Consider the following 16,748-nt stretch of genomic DNA (forward strand, 5'->3'; position numbering starts at 1 on the left):
TTTAAAGGTTAAACTTACTTAGTAAGATTGTGCTTTACTAATATATCAACTAAAGCAATAGAAGCATCTTCCATTTGGTTTACTAAAGAATCTACTTTAGAAACGCAATAGTTGTAGAATAATTGTAAGATTACCGCAACAATCAAACCACCTACTGTTGTCAATAGGGCAACTTTAATACCACCAGCAACCAAAGATGGAGAAATATCACCTGCTTCTTCAATAGCATCAAATGCACCGATCATACCAATTACAGTACCCATGAAACCTAACATTGGAGCAAGAGAAATAAATAATGAAATCCAAACTAGTCCTCTTTCTAAACGACCCATTTCAACAGAACCGTAAGAAATCACTGATTTCTCAACCATTTCAACACCTTCTGACATTCTCATCAAGCCTTGTGTAAAGATAGAAGCTACTGGACCTCTTGTGTTTTTAGTCACCTCTTTTGCAGCTTCAACACCACCTTGGTTTAATGCATCTTCTACATTAGCCAATAGTTTATTAGTGTTAGTTGTAGCTAAATTTAAGGTAATAATTCTTTCAATAGAAATAGCCAATCCTAAGATCAAACAGATTAATACTACTGACATGAATTCCCATCCACCTTCAATAAACTTCTCTTTTACAATTTGGTGAAAGCCTTGCTCTTCTACAACTTCCTCCTCTTCAACAACTGCAGTAGCTGTAGTATCTACTTCAGACTCTTCCATTGCAGCAGAATCAGCATCTGCAGAAGCAGAATCACTTTCCATAGCTGTTGTGTCATTTTCCATCTCAGAAGTTGCTTCCTCCTGATCCTGAGCAATTGCATTGCCATTAAAACCGAATGCCAAAGCTCCGGCCATCATCATTAAAACAAATAGCTTTTTCATAGTTAAGTTGTTTGTAATTTTCTTTTTTAGTTATTGTATGTTAGTTAATTGAAAAACTAAGTCCAATTTTACACAAATATCGACAAACAGAAAATTTTTTTGGCAATTCTTTAAGCCTGAAACTTAAATAATATATAATTATCTAAGTTTTTAGGTTCAAAATTACACAAAATGCGGAGAAGGAGGGATTCGAACCCTCGGTACCCGTGAAGGCACACTCGCTTTCCAGGCGAGCCCGATCGACCACTCTGGCACCTCTCCTTTGTCTGCTTGTATTTATTTATCGACTGAACTTTTTTCAAACGTGCACAAATAAATTAATAATTTATTCTTCATGCAAGCTCATTTTGCCAAATGGTAAATATTAATTAATTATTAACATGCAATTCAGTTGCAAATAGAAGGATTGCAGTTTAATATTATATTATTCCATGTAAAGCCCGATATTCATTTATTCCATTTCTCCTCGAAGTGGCTTAATTAAATATTTATGTTGCATTTCTTTGGTATCAGCATGACTCAACACATACATCAATTTAGTGATAGCAGCCTCAGTTGTTATATCACTACCACTTATTACACCAATGGATTGTAAGTCCTTACTGGTTTGGTAACGGCCTTGTATCACCTTCCCTCCCATGCATTGCGAAACGTTCAATATTAAAATGCCTTTTTCTATGGCATTTTGCAGTGCATCAATAAACCACTTCTCTGTTGGCGCATTGCCTGAACCATAAGTTTCGATCACTAAGCCTCTTAATCCATTAATAGACAAAATACCTTCCACAAATGCCTTTGATATTCCTGGGAATACCTTTAAAATGGCTACTTCCTGTTGAATATTCTTCCTTACCTTCAATTCAACTTCCGCTTGATAAGGTCTTAGTGCTGAAAAATCATATTCAATTATGACTCCTGCTTCTGCTAACACAGGATAATTTTCACTCTGAAATGCATCGAATTGGACACTTTCCACTTTCTTAGCTCTGTTTGCCCTTAAAAGAAGATTATCGAAATAAATGCAAACCTCAGACACTATAGGTCTATGATTTAATTTCTGACTGGCAATTTCTATGGCCGTAATTAAATTTTCTCGCGCATCTGAGCGAGCTGCTCCAATAGGTAATTGTGCCCCAGTAAATATTACGGGTTTGTTCAAGCCCTCTAGCATAAAGCTGATGGCAGAAGCTGTGTAAGCCATGGTATCGGTGCCATGTATCACAATAAAGCCATCGTACTCATCATAGTGATCTTCAACCAAGCCTGCAATATCATCCCAATGGCTAGGATTAACATTAGAAGAATCAATTAATTTATTAAATGAAGCAACAGTAATCTTCAAATTGAAATTTCTCAGTGAAGGAACCTCATCCAGTATGTTTTGAAAGTCGAAAGGGACTAGCGCTTGCTCCTCATTGTACACCATTCCTAGTGTTCCGCCTGTATAAATGATCATCACAGCACTTTCTGGTGCTTTAGGTGTGGCGGTTTCTATATGAATCAATTCGTATGGCTTCATTAATTAAGCAAATAATTTATTGGCATTATTAGAAGTAATCTTGATAAGTTCTTCCTTAGGCATCTGCTTTAAATCTGCAATTTTCTGTGCTATCAATTCAAGGTAAGCAGGTTCATTTCTTTTCCCCCTTTTTGGAGTTGGTGCTAGATATGGCGAATCTGTTTCCAATACTATACGATTGATATCCATCTCAGGAATATGCTCAGCTAGCCCCCCATTTTTAAAAGTTACTACCCCTCCTATTCCTAAATAAAAATCAAGATCAATCACTTTTTGGGCCGCTTCTGCATCACCAGTAAAACAATGAAAAACGCCTTTTAAGTTTTCGTCTTTCATCTCCTGCACAATTTCATAGGTTTCTTCAAAAGAGTCCCTACAATGGAGAATAATGGGAATTTGATGTTTTTTGGCTAAATCAATTTGGATTTTAAGGGCTTCCTTTTGTTCTTTCATTAAGCTCTTATCCCAATAAAAATCCAATCCTATTTCTCCAATCGCTACAAAATCTCTTTTATTCAGCCAATCTTCAATTTCGTACAATTGCTTTTCAAATTTTTTTTCAACCGAACAAGGGTGGACACCCATTGTTGCAATTGTATTCGAGTATTTTTCCTCCACTTCCATCATGGGCTCAATGGATTCATGATCAATATTGGGCATATAAAACTTTTCTACTCCAGCTTGAGCTGCCCTATCCATCATTTCTGCTCTATCTTCATCAAATTTTTCCGCATATAAATGCGCATGTGTTTCAATCATCCTTTAGCAAATTTTCTTCCTTTCCATTTTACTGGCAAAGGTAAGAGATAATAGAAAAGAAGTGCAATAGAAATGAAGCCACTATAGAATTCAAACACAAAAAGATTACCTAATGGAACGTATTGATTAAGTCTCTCGAGGATTTTATTAATAAATAGACTTTGTAAAGTGATTTTTAAACCAAAAAGAGGAATCGCAACAAAAGGGTTGACAAAAATCATGGCAAGCATCGCTGGATAATATAAAGCTTGGAAGACCAGAATAGCCACCATAAAAGCAGGCAGTTTTAGTGCCCCACTCATCCATCTTTTGCGCTGGTTCATTAAATTCCAAAAACCCTTAATTGCAAAGGTTTTAACCAAACTATCTTCATTTGCCAATTGCTGGTAACGATACCCTTGTTTAGCAACTGCCTGAAATAAAGCAAAATCTTCAGTTACGGAAAATGGAATGTTTTTATAACCACCTACTTTGTTATAAGCTTCCTTACTAACCATCATATTATTCCCAACTGCAGTGACAGGGATTTTCCATCCGCTTACAATTTTCACCATGCCCAATGCAAGACTCCAGTCGATCATTTGCATGCTAGACAAAAAATCTTTCGCCTTGATAATAGTAAAGCCACTTTGAATACCGGACCCGTCTTTCCAACAAGCCAGTTGTTTCATCAGCCAGCTCGGGGGAACTTCCACATCGGCATCAGTGATCATCATAAATTCACCTTTGGCTTTTTCAGCTAATTGCTCTAAAACATTGGCTTTAGCATCTAAATGAGCAACTTTATCTTTGATGGGCATATAAAAGAAATTATTTTCTTCCTTATCCCATTCTTGCATGATTTTACTACTACCATCGGTAGATCCATCATCGCCCATTAAAACCTCATATTTATCATCAGGATAATTAAGCTTTTCTAGTGAGTTTAAGGCATAGTTTACCGTGTGCACTTCATCTCGGACGGCCATTAGAATAGAAATAAAAGGCAACTCACCTTCGAAAGGCTTTGGGTTCTCTGCTTTTGGTTTCCAGGCCATCCATAATATTAAGTCCACGAAGATTACAATCAGAATAATCGTCAATAGCCCTAAAAATAGATAGGTCATAGTTTTTCGAATTTGTATCCAATATCGGAAAAATGTTTGAGATACAAAGGTAGGAATTGCAATATTTTCTCTTTTGCTTTTAAATTATCATGAAAAACTATAATACTACCGTGCTCTGATTTTTGAACAGATTTACGAAGTATCGTTTCTGCAGAAATAGATTTGTTATAATCCTTAGAAAGCACATCCCACATTACTAACTCGTAACCAACTTTCTTAAGCTTTCGAGCTAGACTAAGGTTAAATTGACCGTACGGAAACCTGAAAAGCTTATTCTTTTGAGCTATGTGTTTTTCAATTTCAGCTTGACATAATTGAACATTTTGTAAATACTCCGCATTATTTGTTTCCCAAGCTTTTAAATGATTAAAAGTATGATTACCAACAGTATGCCCTTTCTTTAAAATTGATCTAAATATTTCAGGATGCTTTTTGATGTTCTCCCCCACGCAAAAAAATGTTGCTTTGGCACCATAATCGTCAAGAATGTTTAAAATATCATGGGTAAGTTCAGGGATAGGACCATCATCAAAAGTAGGATAAATCACTTTCTCATCAGTATTTACCCTCCATCTTAAAGAGGGGAAAACATTTTGAATGAAATTTGGAGTTTTATAAAATGCCCAATCAGACATGGTATTGGCAAGCTAACAATGTAATGTCATCGGATAAAGCTCTTTTTCCTATGAAAGCATCAATTTCATTCAAGATACTGGATAAGATTAAGCTTGGTTTTGCAGTGATATTTTTATTTAGAATATCCATTACACGCTCTGGGCCAAACTCTTCCTCTTTTTCATTAAATGCTTCTGTTAAACCATCAGTGTAAAGCAATAAAGTCTGAGTTTTATCAATATCAGTAGTTCCGATTTCTAAAAATGGTATTTCTCGTAAAGCTCCTAGAACCAAAGTCCCGGTCTCCAATTTTTCTATTCTCCCATTTGAAGACATCAAAAATGGAGGATTGTGCCCCGCATTAACATAAGTGAGTTTCTTTTCTTTTAAATCTATTAGCGCAATAAAAAAAGTGATGAAATTTTCTCCATTGGCACTTTCAAACACTTGATGGTTTAAATCATGAATAACCTCTTCTAAATCTGAAGTTTTCCGCAATAACGTTCTCAAAGAAGCTTGAAAATTAGACATTAATAAGGCAGCAGGAACTCCCTTACCTGAAACATCAGCAATACAAATTATTTTACGGTGTTCATCAATAGACAGCCAATCATAATAATCTCCACCGACCGTATGATGGGGAGAATAATGTGCATCGATACTAAAATTGCTGCTTTCAGGCAATGATTTAGGGAAAAGCAATTGCTGAACTTTCTTAGCAATTTCCATTTCTTTCGCATAAACTTCCTGTTCAAGCCTCTCTCTTGCCATTTTTTTATTTTCAATGGCTACCATGATTATATTGGTCAGCGCCTGAATAAAATTCAAATGATTTTCTATTAATTCCCTCTCTTCGGAATTAGCAACACCTCCTAAAAAAACAACCGCTAGCAATTCATTCTTATGAAAAACAGGAATTGCAACTTCAAATTCATCAAATGGTGAATCTATCAGGTCAGCGGGAAATAAAATCTTTCTCTTATCCACTAATTGATAAGCACTTTCATCAATCTTGGTGTAATCTTTGTCAGTGCCAAAAGACAACTTTAACTCCCACTCCTTTTTATCCTGCACTACCAGCATCAATTTACCCAGCTTTAAATTAGCCCTCAAGGTAAAATTGTATATTTTGTATAAAGAATTTTCCGGCAAATTCTCGTTTATCGCTTGCGTAATTTCAAGCAGTGCATTAAGCTCCAGTTCCTTGAGCTCATATCGGTTCGCTATGTTTAAGGCAGTATTCATAATCTGAGCGTGAAGTTAACAATTAGTATCGACAAAAGGAAAAAGGACAAGAGCCATGAGACAATAGTGAGTAAAGAATAGAGAATAGAGAATAGAGAATTTATTTTAAATATTTGACCATCTAAAAAAATCCTTCTACATCTTTTGAGATAATTTTTTACCTTTCAGAAAATTAAAAATACCATGAAGCAATATTTCTATATTTTCATTCTTCTGTTTGCGGTCTCTTGCAGTGCTTTAAAAAGTAATAAAAGTAACGAGCCTGAGTTATCTAAATTTGATAAACTGATTTCTGGAAAGGAAAAATTCAGTGGGTTTTTCAACTTTTACTGGGATGCGGAAAAGGGCAAAATTTACCTTGAAATTGATAAACTAAATGAAGAACTTATTTACGTAAGCTACCTGTCTGCAGGCCTAGGTTCAAATGATATTGGACTGGACAGAGGACAAATTGGCAATAGCAAAATCATCAAATTCGAGAAAATCGGGAATAAAATCATGGTGTTTGAGCCTAATTATAAGTTTAGAGCAAGTTCAGACAATGAAGCAGAGAAAAAAGCAGTTAAAGATGCATTTGCCCATTCCATTATCCATGGATTTGAAATAGAAGCCTCAAATGACTGGGCGCATTTAGTGGATGCAACAGATTTTTTTATTAGAGATGCACATGATGTAAGCAAAAGGTTAAAGCAGTCAAATGAAGGCTCTTACAGTTTAGATAAAAGTCGTTCTGTATTCAATAAAGAAGGTTCAAGAAATTTCCCTGAGAACACAGAATTAGACTTTTGGATCTCTTTTAAAGGTGAAGCTAAAGGAAGAGAAATTTATTCAGTAAGTCCAGATGCAGATAATATTACTGTTCGTCAGCATCATTCATTTGTTCAATTACCAGATGATAATTTCAAAACTAGAAAATTTGACCCAAGAGCAGGTTATTTTGGCACTACCTATAAAGACTATGCTGTTCCAATTAATGAGGATATCAACCAAAGATTAATAAACCGCCATAGACTGCAAAAGAAAAATCCTGAAGCAGAAAAAAGCGAGGCCGTGGAACCTATCATCTACTACTTAGATCCAGGAACTCCTGAACCAGTACGTTCTGCATTATTGGATGGTGCTAAATGGTGGAACCAGGCTTTTGAAGCAGCTGGATATGAGAATGCTTTTCAAGTAAAAATGTTACCTGAAGATGCTGATCCATTAGATATTCGTTACAATGTCATTCAATGGGTGCACCGTTCCTCCAGAGGATGGAGCTATGGGGCAAGTGTAACAGATCCAAGAACCGGAGAAATCATCAAAGGACATGTTAGTTTAGGGTCATTGCGCGTACGACAAGATTTTTTAATTGCAGAAGGGCTTCTCGCTCCCTATGGAAAAAGTGAAGAAAACAATGCTATGGAAGAAATGGCATTAGCACGATTGCGACAATTATCTGCTCATGAAATTGGACATACAATTGGTTTGGCACATTCGTATGCTTCAAGCACTGAAAATGATGCATCTGTTATGGATTATCCTCACCCAAACATTGAATTGGATGAAAAAGGCAATATCAGTTTAGCCAATGCCTATGCTGAAAATATAGGACTTTGGGACAAATATGCCATTCGATACGGATATGAAGAAATTCCTGCCGAAGAAAATGAAGAGGACTATCTTAACAGCATTTTAGCAGAAGCCAACGATAAAGGCTTAAGCTTTATTTCGGACAGAGATGCGCGAGCAACGGGTGGTGCACATCCTTATGCGCATTTATGGGATAATGGAAAAGATGCAGCTGTGCAGCTAAACCATTTGCTGCAAGTCAGACAAAAGGCACTATCTAATTTTGGTGAAAATGTAATAGAATATGATAGACCTTTAGCCCAGATTCAAGAAGCTTTAGTTCCAATTTACTTCTTGCATCGCTACCAAGCAGAGGCTGCAGTCAAATTAATTGGAGGTTTAGACTATTCTTATAAAGTTAGAGGTGATAACTTAAAAAAAATGAGCATTGTTCCAGCTCAATGGCAGATTGAAGCCACAAATAGTCTCGCTAATGCAATAAAAGCGGAGAATTTAGCTTTGCCAGAACCATTATTGAACTCTTTATATCCAAGACCATTGGGCTATTATGACAATAGAGAATTACTAAATGGTAAAACGGGGGTAACTTTTGATGCCATTGGAGCAGTAGAGCAAGCCTCATCAATGGTCTTTGAATTGCTCATGAACCCACAAAGATTAAGCAGATTAGTAGAATATCATGCTAGAGACAGTAAAAATCCTGGAATTCAAGAAACAATGGATATTTTTGAAGAGGTACTATTTAATCAAAAAGTAAAGAATGGTTACCATGAAGCAATTCAATTGACTACACAATCTGTTTTTGTTAACCAAATGATGAAAGGGATTCAAAATGGAAATCTTTCAACCTTAGCACGAGCGGAACTAATGTCGGTTCTTAAAGACATTTCTTCTAAACTTTCTAAATCTAATTATAGAGATAGCGAATTGAAAAAATCGCATAACCAGATGATAGTTTCTCAAATAAAACTCTTTTTGGACGAGCCAAAAGAATATGCTGTAGCTCCTACTCCATCATTACCACCTGGCAGTCCGATAGGGAGTTGTGATTATTAAATTTAGTAATTCAGACAAAATATTTCAGCATAGACTAACGTTTAAGTTGCAATATTTTGTCAAGCTCGTAATTTGAACCACAATGAAATTTATTACAACTTTAGTCCTAGTAATTATACCTTTCCTTTCATTTTCTCAATCTATTGTGAGCTACCATCAATCACATAATGGAGGGCAAGTAGCTTACGCTTATGAAATAAATGAAAATTTTAGACCTGAAATAAGATTATATGCAGATACATTCATTGACGACTTCCTTGTAAAACTCATGTTCAATTATGATTGGATAGAGGAAGAAAATTATGAATTCTATAGCGGAATTTCTTTATTAGGCTCAACAGTTGGTGGTGCTACCCTGGGTTTACCATTAGGTTTAAATATTTACCCTTTTGAATATAAAAATTTCGGCTTCCTGATGGAATTTTCTCCAAGCTTTCCAATAGATGAGGCAAATGGAGCTTATTTCACAGGCAGCTGGGGAATTCGATATAGGTTTAATAGAAAAGAATAGAGATTATTCCTCTATCCATTTCTTGGGGCGTACATTATAATCAGCATTCCGATTAAGGCAATAGCGCCACCTAGCAAATCATAGCGATCAGGAACAATACCATCTACCTTCCAACCCCAAATTATCGCCATTATGATAAATATCCCTCCATATGCAGCGTAAACTCTACCAAAATTAGCGGGCTGCCATGTGGCTACCACTCCATAACCTATCAAGATTATTCCTCCTAGCACTCCCACCCACCATGGTTTTTCTTCTCTTAAAGTTAACCATACCATATAACCACCACCTATCTCACAAAGACCTGCTAAAACAAAAAGCGATATAGATTTTATAATAGCTAGCATGAAGATTAAGCTTTTGCTAAAATAATTTTCAAATCCTCCGGGATTTCCATTGGCTGTAATGGCGGGACATTAGCACCTCCTGTGTTCCCAACAGGAATTTTACCCACGAAGGATTTTACACCACCAACCAAAAGTCTTGGGATTTGACCAATTACTTCTCTGTAATTTTTAATTCTAAAACCAAACTTCAACATAATCCAATGGACACGGAAATGTTGTATTGGATAAGCTTGTCCAATTATATGGGCTCTTTCGAGATGCCTCCAGGCAACCTGATAATGAGACGATTTAAGTTGAAAATTAAATTCTTCCAACTCTTTTTCATAATATGGTTTTAAGCCTTTTGGAAATCTGTAATTAAAGTTCATAACTCATATAGTTAAAACCCATTATGCTCAAGCAATCCCTTTTTAGTTGCCAAGAAATATAAATCTTCCCAAGGGATTTTATCAAAGTCTTTGATGCCATCATATTCTTCATCCTGATTAATCAGCATTTTGATATACTCCTTCTGATTCAATGAAAATAAATATTTTTGTAGTTGAGCGTCCTCCCAGTCCAATGCAGTTTTCACCTCTTTGTAGGATTGGACAAAATATAACTCATCTAAAAGGTCAATTTCCTGATCGTTCATTGCTATTATATTTTCTTTCTTTCCAAGTATAGCTACCAAAATTAGCTAAGAAGCCAATTATCAGTACGTAAAAGCTATAAAACATTTGTAAAACGACAAATGGAATTAACTTAAACCGCTGCTTTTGTGAATTTAAAATTAATGAAATAAAAACTCCTTCTGAAATAATTTTTAATAATAAGACAGGAAGCAAAATTAGATACTCCGCTGTAAATAAACCGTAGATAATGGCAGTAATATAAAGCAAATGAAAACACCAAACTGCTAATGCTGGCAAACTCTCACTTAAAGTAGAAGTCGCTCTCCATTTAGCTGCCCAACGTTTTCTTTGCTGATAAAAGGATGAGAAATCTTTAGGTGCTTTACTTTCCACTACTGCCTGCTTTTGGAAAAAAATTCCTTTTGGAAAATCGGCCTTTATTTTTTTCAACAAAAACACATCATCTCCAGATGGGATAGCTAAATTATCCGTATAAGGATCAAGTTCTTCAAAAGTCGATTTTCTGAAGGCTAAATTTGCGCCATTTGCCATAGTAGGGTTTCCCAGCTCTATACTGACCGCCCCCACTCCTACTAAAGGAGCAAATTCCATTTGATAAATCTGCGAGACAACATTTCGAGCTGTGAAGACTACACAACCACTTACCAATTGAAGATCATCAATTTCAAAAGGAGCCTGCATTTTTTGAACCCATTCTTGAGGGAAAGTGCAGTCTGCGTCCGAAGTTAAAATGATTTCAGCATTGCTATTTTTAACACCCGCATTAATAGCGGATTTTTTACCAGTCACTTTCTCAGGCAGGCTCAAAACCGTCAATCTAAACGGAAAACTCTTTTCAAAGGATTGAATAATTTGATTAAAATTATCTTCTGAATGATCATTCACCAAGATTATTTCTAATAGCTCTTCAGGATATTCTAAATGAGCAAGGCTCTTCATTAACTCAGCGAGATGCTCTTCCTCATTTCGAAAAGGAATAATAACAGCAACTGATTTTAATTCTCCACTTTCGCTTATTTCTGGTAATTTTCCCCAGATTTTTGATGCAAACAGCAATGCAAATCCATAAAAAAGTAGAACTGTGGAGAAAAAAGCTAAAATCATGTGTTCTTCAATTTAAGCTTTGGAATGAAAAAAAGCCCTATAAAAGCAGGTAATGCAATATTGATCAACCACAGTATTAATCCTGAGGCTATAATGGGTGCTACCTCCAGTTCCATACTCTCAAAAAACAAAGCTACGCTAAACTCTCTTATGCCTAAATCACTTAAGAAATTGAAAGTGGGTAATATTGATTTTGCCAAAAACATAAAAGCTACCCCCATAAACTGCATGAATAAATTGATTTTCAAACCCAATACTGACAACAAAATTAAAAATTGGGCACTAAAAATTAGATACCTTACAACCGATAACCCAGCTAAAAGGCTTACTAATTTAACCCCCATCTTTCGTACTGGCATTACATAGTCCTGAATTTTTGGATGATTTCTATGCAAAAACATGATGACTAATAGAACTACTAAAACCAAACCCAATAAGCTTAAAATTGGAAATGAAAATGAGAACGGTATATCGTGTTTGCCTATATTTCTACTAGAAAAAATATAGAAGGCAATTAAACCAAAAATAGCAGTGGGCAGCATTTGCATCATTCTGGAAATCAAGATAAGACCTAGTGCTCGTTTTCTATTATGGTGACTTAGGGAAAATACTTTTGCGAAATAGTCACCCACAGCGTGAGGGGTTACAAAACCTAATGCAATCCCAGCTAATACACCCACAGTGGCAGTTGAAAAGGGAATTTGAGTAATGGGCTGAATAGAGTATTTCCATTTTAATACTTCTATCCACCAATTGAAGGGCATCAAAAGAATTACCAGAAATACAAGGCTAATATTATTACTAAAAAGTCGAAATGCAGACACAAAACCATCTATATCTTCACTGATTTTTTCATATAGAAATAATAGCACAAGAATAGTTACAAAAAGTTTAACAATAATAAGGAAAGACTTTTTCAATGTATTTGCTATAAATAAAAAACCACCTTACAATGATGCACATTAGAAGGTGGTTTTCAAAATTTAAGTAACTAATTAAATGATTTGAGGAAGGCACCAATACGAGCTTTCGGTATTGATAATCTGCCCTTGATTGTACCTAATCAAGCAAAAAATCATCATCTTTAACTTAAAAGAACTAGCGTCTTTGTTCTTCAAGTTTATTTAATGCGGTTTGCAACTCTCTTTTTATCTTCACTTGCTTATCATGCGAGCGCTTCCTTAAATCTTCCAACTCTTGATCTACCAATTCTTTATCCTTTTTTGCTTGTCGGGTCATTCTAAAGCTATTCAAGAACATGATATAGACGATTACCAAGCCTGCTATCAAAATAACTACAATACTCCACATGACAACATTATAAGTAGTCTTGGACATTGGAATACCTAATAATGGCATCTGATTTACTTCTTCTTTTGCCGCTTCCAATTCACTTGACAATCTATTCATTTGAGATTTAGCCGAATCCCTTTCAGTTTCAGCTTTCATCTTAGCACTTTTGGCTGAAGCTACATTTCCTTTTAATGCTTGGACTGAATCATTCATGATCTGACCAAATTCATTCACTTTTGTAATAGGAATTACTTTATATTTTTCAAAAGTCTCACTGCCGTCTATCATATTTTGATATTGCTCTGATAAATTGTCATTATCTTGTGATTTTGCATTAAACTGAATAGCAAAAGCAGTCATTAAAATAATAACCAATACCTTAAATCTCATCATAATATATTTATCGTAAAAAATACCCCATTAATTTGTTGTAAATATAGTTTGAACGAATGGAATTAAAAAAACTTATACCAATTTGAATTATAAAATCGCTAATTCTTTTAACATTTTCAATTAAAGAAAAGTTGATTGGACATGAAAAAAGAACATCAAAAATTAACTTTAAAAATTGCTGCAATCTATAATGTTTTGTGGGGCGCTTGGGTGGTATTATTCCCACAACATTTTTTTGAACTTGTTGGCATGGAAAAAATCAATCATCCAGTAGTGTGGCAAGGTATGGGAATGGTAATTGGAGTGTATGGATTAGGCTATTGGTGGGCATCGTACAATCCAATTCGCCACTGGCCCATTATTATGGTAGGTTTTTTAGGTAAAATTTTTGGCCCTTTGGGATTTTTATTCAATTACTTAAATGGTCTAATTCCATTTGAGTTTATTTACACCTTATTCACCAATGATTTTGTATGGTGGATTCCATTTTTCTTAATTTTAAAAGATGTTCATGTTAAAACAAATTGGAAATTATCTTAAAAGCAAAGCTTCTGTAAGATTAATGACGGGGTTCTACTTGGTGGCAGGCTTTAACCATTTCCTCAATCCGGATTTTTATATAAGTCTAATCCCACCGTTTTTCACAAATCCGGAAAATATTAACGTACTAAGTGGATTAGCTGAGATTTTGTTAGCCACCGCAATTTTGTTTTATCCAAGTAGAAAATATGCTTCTTATGGCATCATCGCCATGTTGATAGCTTTCATCCCTTCCCATGTCTATTTTATACAAATTGGTTCTTGCATCTCTGATGGGTTATGCGTTCCAAATTGGATTGGATGGATTCGATTAGTACTTATTCATCCTGCATTACTTTTCTGGGCTTGGCTAGTAGGTAAATCTACTGCTTGAAAATACTTGTTTTCGAGAGTGAAATTTAGAGCTAAATTATTGAAGATTTCAGGCTGATCTATATTACAAATATGTCCAGCCTCAAAAATCCGCTTAAAAAGCACACGACTATGCTTTTCAGAAAATCTTTGGGCTGATTTCAAAAAGATGTAATCTGCCTTTCCCATTACAACCATAGCTGGAAAATTAATCTTTTGATTATAGAATCGGTCTAAAAGCTTAAAGAACTCCTTATAAAGCCCTACCCACTTCATGTATTCCTCTGGAGACAATTTTTCTGCCTGTTTCCTATAAATCCTCCTAGAATTTTGATGCTCTTTGTACGGCATTAATAAATAAGAAAAGATGCTATACATCCATTTATAAGGTAAAATAAGGTTGAAGAATCTTGCTAACTGTACAAAAGCTTTAATCCATGCATTAGCTTTAAAAATACCGCCAGCAAATATGGCGCTTGCTACCAGTGCAGGATACTTAATACTCAAATCCTGCATAATAACACTGCCGAAACTAAGTGTGATGAAATGAGCCTTATCAATTTGATACTGATCCACTACTGCTTTAATATCCTCAGTAATAATATCAAAATTATAATTACCGATTTCTGGTTCCATATTTTTTGACATACCATGATCTCTTAAATCAATCAGAAGTAAATTGTAATAGGGCTTAAATGCTTCAACTTGATATTTCCAAGTGGCAGTGCTTCCTCCTGCACCGTGAATAAAAACGATCCATTCCTTCGAGTTTTTATTAGGATAAACAATTGCATTAAGAGTTGTTTTTTTCATAATGCTTAAACATCCACTATCCACTATTGTTATAAACCTGAGTTTGACATTAATTTGGAAATTCAGGTTATAAGCTGTTTACTTTACAATGGTTAAAAGATGTCATTTACTAATTGCTTAATTTTCCAATCTTTAAAAATGCTACTATAGCGAAAGAGAATGCTTCAATACCTAAAAGAATTATCAGATTTCGGCTTATTTATTTTAATCTGGATGGTACAACTGATCATTTACCCTTCCTTCACCTACATGCAAAAACCCGATCTAATCAGTTGGCATCCAAGATATACAAATGCCATTTCTATAGTAGTCATGCCTTTAATGTTAGTTCAATTGATCGCTACCTCTTACCTGACCTATAGCATCTTTAATTGGGTACTTCTAATACAATGCATACTAATTATTGCACTTTGGGCTTCCACTTTTTTCCAAGCCGTGCCATTACATAACCAGATTGCTTCTGGAATTAGGATTAAGGATGCTGCAGAAAATTTGGTGCAAGTAAATTGGAAACGAACTATTATGTGGACAGTAATTGTAATATTAAATTTCATTGATAGATTTACAACATAATTCAATTAATGTAGTTACATTAATCCGCATTAAATACATTCAATGACCACATCAGATGAGTTTGGCACCAAGCCAATCAATTATTTGCTAAGAAAACAAGCTATTCCCTCTGCGATTGGGATTTTGACTCTTTCCATTTATGGCATTGTAGATACCATCTTCGTAGGAAATTTTGTGGGCTCAGTTGGAATAGCAGCTATTACTGTGGTGATCCCAATTACATTTTTAATTTCTTCCATAGGAATGGGTATTGGAATTGGCGGAGCTTCCATTATTTCACGAGCTTTGGGATCTGGAAAACCCGAAAAGGCCAACAAGACCTTCGGAAATCAATTAACACTTACCTTTATTTTAGGAATATTCTTTAGTTTAAGTTGCTGGATTTTCATTGAGCCCATCTTGAAAGTATTTGGCGCCAAAGGAGATATTCTCCAGCCCACAATCGACTATTTCAGCATTATCCTTTTAGGGATTCCCGTACTGGCCTTTGCCATGATGTCAAATAGCATATTCCGAGCCGTTGGTTATCCAAAGGTGGCCATGGTCGTGATGATAGTACCTGCAATCGTCAATGTAATTTTAGATCCGATTTTTATAGCCGTTTTAGGATGGGGAATTGAAGGTGCTGCATGGGCTACAACATTTTCGTACTTATTTAGCGCTTCTTATGCTCTTTATTTCTTCTTGAAAGGTAAAACAGGTTTTAATATTAGTAAGTCTGACTTAGTATTGGATGTAAAGCTAACAAGAGAAATATTTTCTATTGGTTCGGTCACAATCGCCAGACAAGGAGTTGTAAGTTTATTGTTTTTGGTACTTAACAATTCATTATTCAAATATGGAGGGGAAAGTGCTATTGCAGTTTATGGTATTATCAATCGAATGATGATGTTGGTAAATGTGCCAGCTATAGGAATTACGCAGGGTTCGATGCCAATTATAGGATACAACTATGGAGCTGAATTGTTTAAAAGGGTTAGCCTAACCTTAAGAAATGCGATCATATCTGCCACTGTCCTTTCGTCCTTTATTTATGCAAGCATTTTAATATTTACTCCACAAATCGTGGGTGTTTTTACTAAAGACCAGGATTTGATCCAGCAAACGGTACCAGCACTACGCATTACTTTTTTAATGACCCCACTCATAGCGTTCCAATTGATTAGTGCGGCCTACTTCCAAGCATTAGGAAAAGCATTACCTGCACTACTTTTGACTTTAACGAAACAAGGATTTTTTCTTATCCCTTTACTATTAATTTTGCCAAACTTTTATCAACTGGACGGAATTTGGATAGCTTTTCCTATAGCCGATTTGGCAACTGCGATAGTTTGTATGAGCTATTTGGTTTATGATAGTAAGAAAATTGTACTTAATCCATCTTCAATATAACATATACCCGAATCCCTTTTATCATACTTTATCCAATCTAAAGACT

The 16,748-nt window shown here is 35.2% G+C and carries 19 protein-coding genes and 1 tRNA gene; 6 read left to right on the forward strand and 14 right to left on the reverse strand.

Features of this window, described 5'->3' with window-relative positions:
* Positions 1-14 precede the first annotated feature (14 nt).
* The 7 genes from FTRAC_RS03100 to FTRAC_RS03130 all read right to left on the reverse strand — a co-directional run bounded on the left by FTRAC_RS03100 (position 15) and on the right by FTRAC_RS03130 (position 6,122).
* Positions 15-878 (reverse strand): MotA/TolQ/ExbB proton channel family protein, encoded by an 864-nt coding sequence (locus FTRAC_RS03100; RefSeq protein WP_013452771.1) that lies wholly within the window; start codon positions 876-878, stop codon positions 15-17.
* 174 nt (positions 879-1,052) lie between these two features.
* Positions 1,053-1,139: transfer RNA gene (locus FTRAC_RS03105), tRNA-Ser, on the reverse strand.
* A 190-nt stretch (positions 1,140-1,329) separates the two neighbouring features.
* Positions 1,330-2,397 (reverse strand): asparaginase, encoded by a 1,068-nt coding sequence (locus FTRAC_RS03110; protein ID WP_013452772.1) that lies wholly within the window; start codon positions 2,395-2,397, stop codon positions 1,330-1,332.
* 3 nt (positions 2,398-2,400) lie between these two features.
* Positions 2,401-3,156: a TatD family hydrolase gene (locus FTRAC_RS03115; protein WP_013452773.1), complete on the reverse strand. Its 756-nt coding sequence runs from the start codon at positions 3,154-3,156 to the stop codon at positions 2,401-2,403.
* Positions 3,153-4,262, reverse strand: a complete 1,110-nt coding sequence (locus FTRAC_RS03120) for a glycosyltransferase family 2 protein (protein WP_013452774.1) — start codon at positions 4,260-4,262, stop codon at positions 3,153-3,155. Before FTRAC_RS03120 ends, FTRAC_RS03115 begins: the two co-directional genes overlap by 4 nt.
* On the reverse strand, positions 4,259-4,897 hold the full coding sequence (locus FTRAC_RS03125; RefSeq protein WP_013452775.1) for a polysaccharide deacetylase family protein: 639 nt from the start codon (positions 4,895-4,897) through the stop codon (positions 4,259-4,261). The genes FTRAC_RS03120 and FTRAC_RS03125 overlap by 4 nt, the downstream gene beginning before the upstream one ends.
* Entirely contained in the window at positions 4,890-6,122 is a 1,233-nt protein-coding gene (locus tag FTRAC_RS03130) for a PP2C family protein-serine/threonine phosphatase (protein WP_013452776.1), read from the reverse strand. Before FTRAC_RS03130 ends, FTRAC_RS03125 begins: the two co-directional genes overlap by 8 nt.
* 183 nt (positions 6,123-6,305) lie before the next feature.
* Here FTRAC_RS03130 and FTRAC_RS03135 point away from each other — a divergent pair, with 183 nt between their 5' ends.
* Positions 6,306-8,750, forward strand: a complete 2,445-nt coding sequence (locus tag FTRAC_RS03135) for a zinc-dependent metalloprotease (RefSeq protein ID WP_013452777.1) — start codon at positions 6,306-6,308, stop codon at positions 8,748-8,750.
* 82 nt (positions 8,751-8,832) lie between these two features.
* Positions 8,833-9,261 carry a hypothetical protein gene (locus FTRAC_RS19115; protein ID WP_013452778.1) on the forward strand — a complete coding sequence of 143 codons (429 nt, stop codon included), beginning with the start codon at positions 8,833-8,835 and terminating at the stop codon, positions 9,259-9,261.
* An 11-nt stretch (positions 9,262-9,272) separates the two neighbouring features.
* Here FTRAC_RS19115 and FTRAC_RS03145 read toward each other — a convergent pair whose 3' ends face one another.
* The 6 genes from FTRAC_RS03145 to FTRAC_RS03170 all read right to left on the reverse strand — a co-directional run bounded on the left by FTRAC_RS03145 (position 9,273) and on the right by FTRAC_RS03170 (position 13,033).
* The gene (locus FTRAC_RS03145; protein ID WP_013452779.1) at positions 9,273-9,608 is read right to left on the reverse strand and encodes a YnfA family protein; all 336 of its coding nucleotides are present in this window, start codon (positions 9,606-9,608) and stop codon (positions 9,273-9,275) included.
* A 5-nt stretch (positions 9,609-9,613) separates the two neighbouring features.
* A complete protein-coding gene (locus FTRAC_RS03150) occupies positions 9,614-9,976 on the reverse strand; it encodes a DUF3703 domain-containing protein (RefSeq protein ID WP_013452780.1) in 363 nt (120 codons plus the stop codon).
* An 11-nt stretch (positions 9,977-9,987) separates the two neighbouring features.
* Positions 9,988-10,242 carry a hypothetical protein gene (locus FTRAC_RS03155; protein ID WP_013452781.1) on the reverse strand — a complete coding sequence of 85 codons (255 nt, stop codon included), beginning with the start codon at positions 10,240-10,242 and terminating at the stop codon, positions 9,988-9,990.
* On the reverse strand, positions 10,223-11,347 hold the full coding sequence (locus FTRAC_RS03160; protein WP_013452782.1) for a glycosyltransferase: 1,125 nt from the start codon (positions 11,345-11,347) through the stop codon (positions 10,223-10,225). Before FTRAC_RS03160 ends, FTRAC_RS03155 begins: the two co-directional genes overlap by 20 nt.
* Entirely contained in the window at positions 11,344-12,219 is an 876-nt protein-coding gene (locus FTRAC_RS03165; protein ID WP_185094427.1) for a lysylphosphatidylglycerol synthase domain-containing protein, read from the reverse strand. The genes FTRAC_RS03160 and FTRAC_RS03165 overlap by 4 nt, the downstream gene beginning before the upstream one ends.
* Before the next feature lie 226 nt (positions 12,220-12,445).
* Positions 12,446-13,033: a hypothetical protein gene (locus FTRAC_RS03170; RefSeq protein ID WP_013452784.1), complete on the reverse strand. Its 588-nt coding sequence runs from the start codon at positions 13,031-13,033 to the stop codon at positions 12,446-12,448.
* Positions 13,034-13,174: 141 nt separating this feature from the next.
* On the opposite strand from FTRAC_RS03170, the gene FTRAC_RS03175 reads away from it, so the two are divergent.
* A complete protein-coding gene (locus FTRAC_RS03175; RefSeq protein ID WP_013452785.1) occupies positions 13,175-13,573 on the forward strand; it encodes a hypothetical protein in 399 nt (132 codons plus the stop codon).
* Positions 13,545-13,946 (forward strand): DoxX family protein, encoded by a 402-nt coding sequence (locus FTRAC_RS03180; RefSeq protein ID WP_013452786.1) that lies wholly within the window; start codon positions 13,545-13,547, stop codon positions 13,944-13,946. Before FTRAC_RS03175 ends, FTRAC_RS03180 begins: the two co-directional genes overlap by 29 nt.
* On the opposite strand, the gene FTRAC_RS03185 is transcribed toward FTRAC_RS03180, so the two are convergent.
* Entirely contained in the window at positions 13,895-14,737 is an 843-nt protein-coding gene (locus tag FTRAC_RS03185; RefSeq protein ID WP_013452787.1) for an alpha/beta fold hydrolase, read from the reverse strand. The two genes, FTRAC_RS03180 and FTRAC_RS03185, sit on opposite strands and share 52 nt — an antisense overlap.
* Positions 14,738-14,896: 159 nt before the next feature.
* Between FTRAC_RS03185 and FTRAC_RS03190 the strand changes: the two genes are divergently transcribed.
* A complete protein-coding gene (locus tag FTRAC_RS03190; RefSeq protein ID WP_013452788.1) occupies positions 14,897-15,310 on the forward strand; it encodes a hypothetical protein in 414 nt (137 codons plus the stop codon).
* A 42-nt stretch (positions 15,311-15,352) separates the two neighbouring features.
* Positions 15,353-16,702 carry an MATE family efflux transporter gene (locus FTRAC_RS03195; RefSeq protein WP_013452789.1) on the forward strand — a complete coding sequence of 450 codons (1,350 nt, stop codon included), beginning with the start codon at positions 15,353-15,355 and terminating at the stop codon, positions 16,700-16,702.
* Positions 16,703-16,748 lie beyond the last annotated feature (46 nt).

The sequence above is a fragment of the Marivirga tractuosa DSM 4126 genome, assembly GCF_000183425.1.
GTDB lineage: Bacteria > Bacteroidota > Bacteroidia > Cytophagales > Cyclobacteriaceae > Marivirga > Marivirga tractuosa.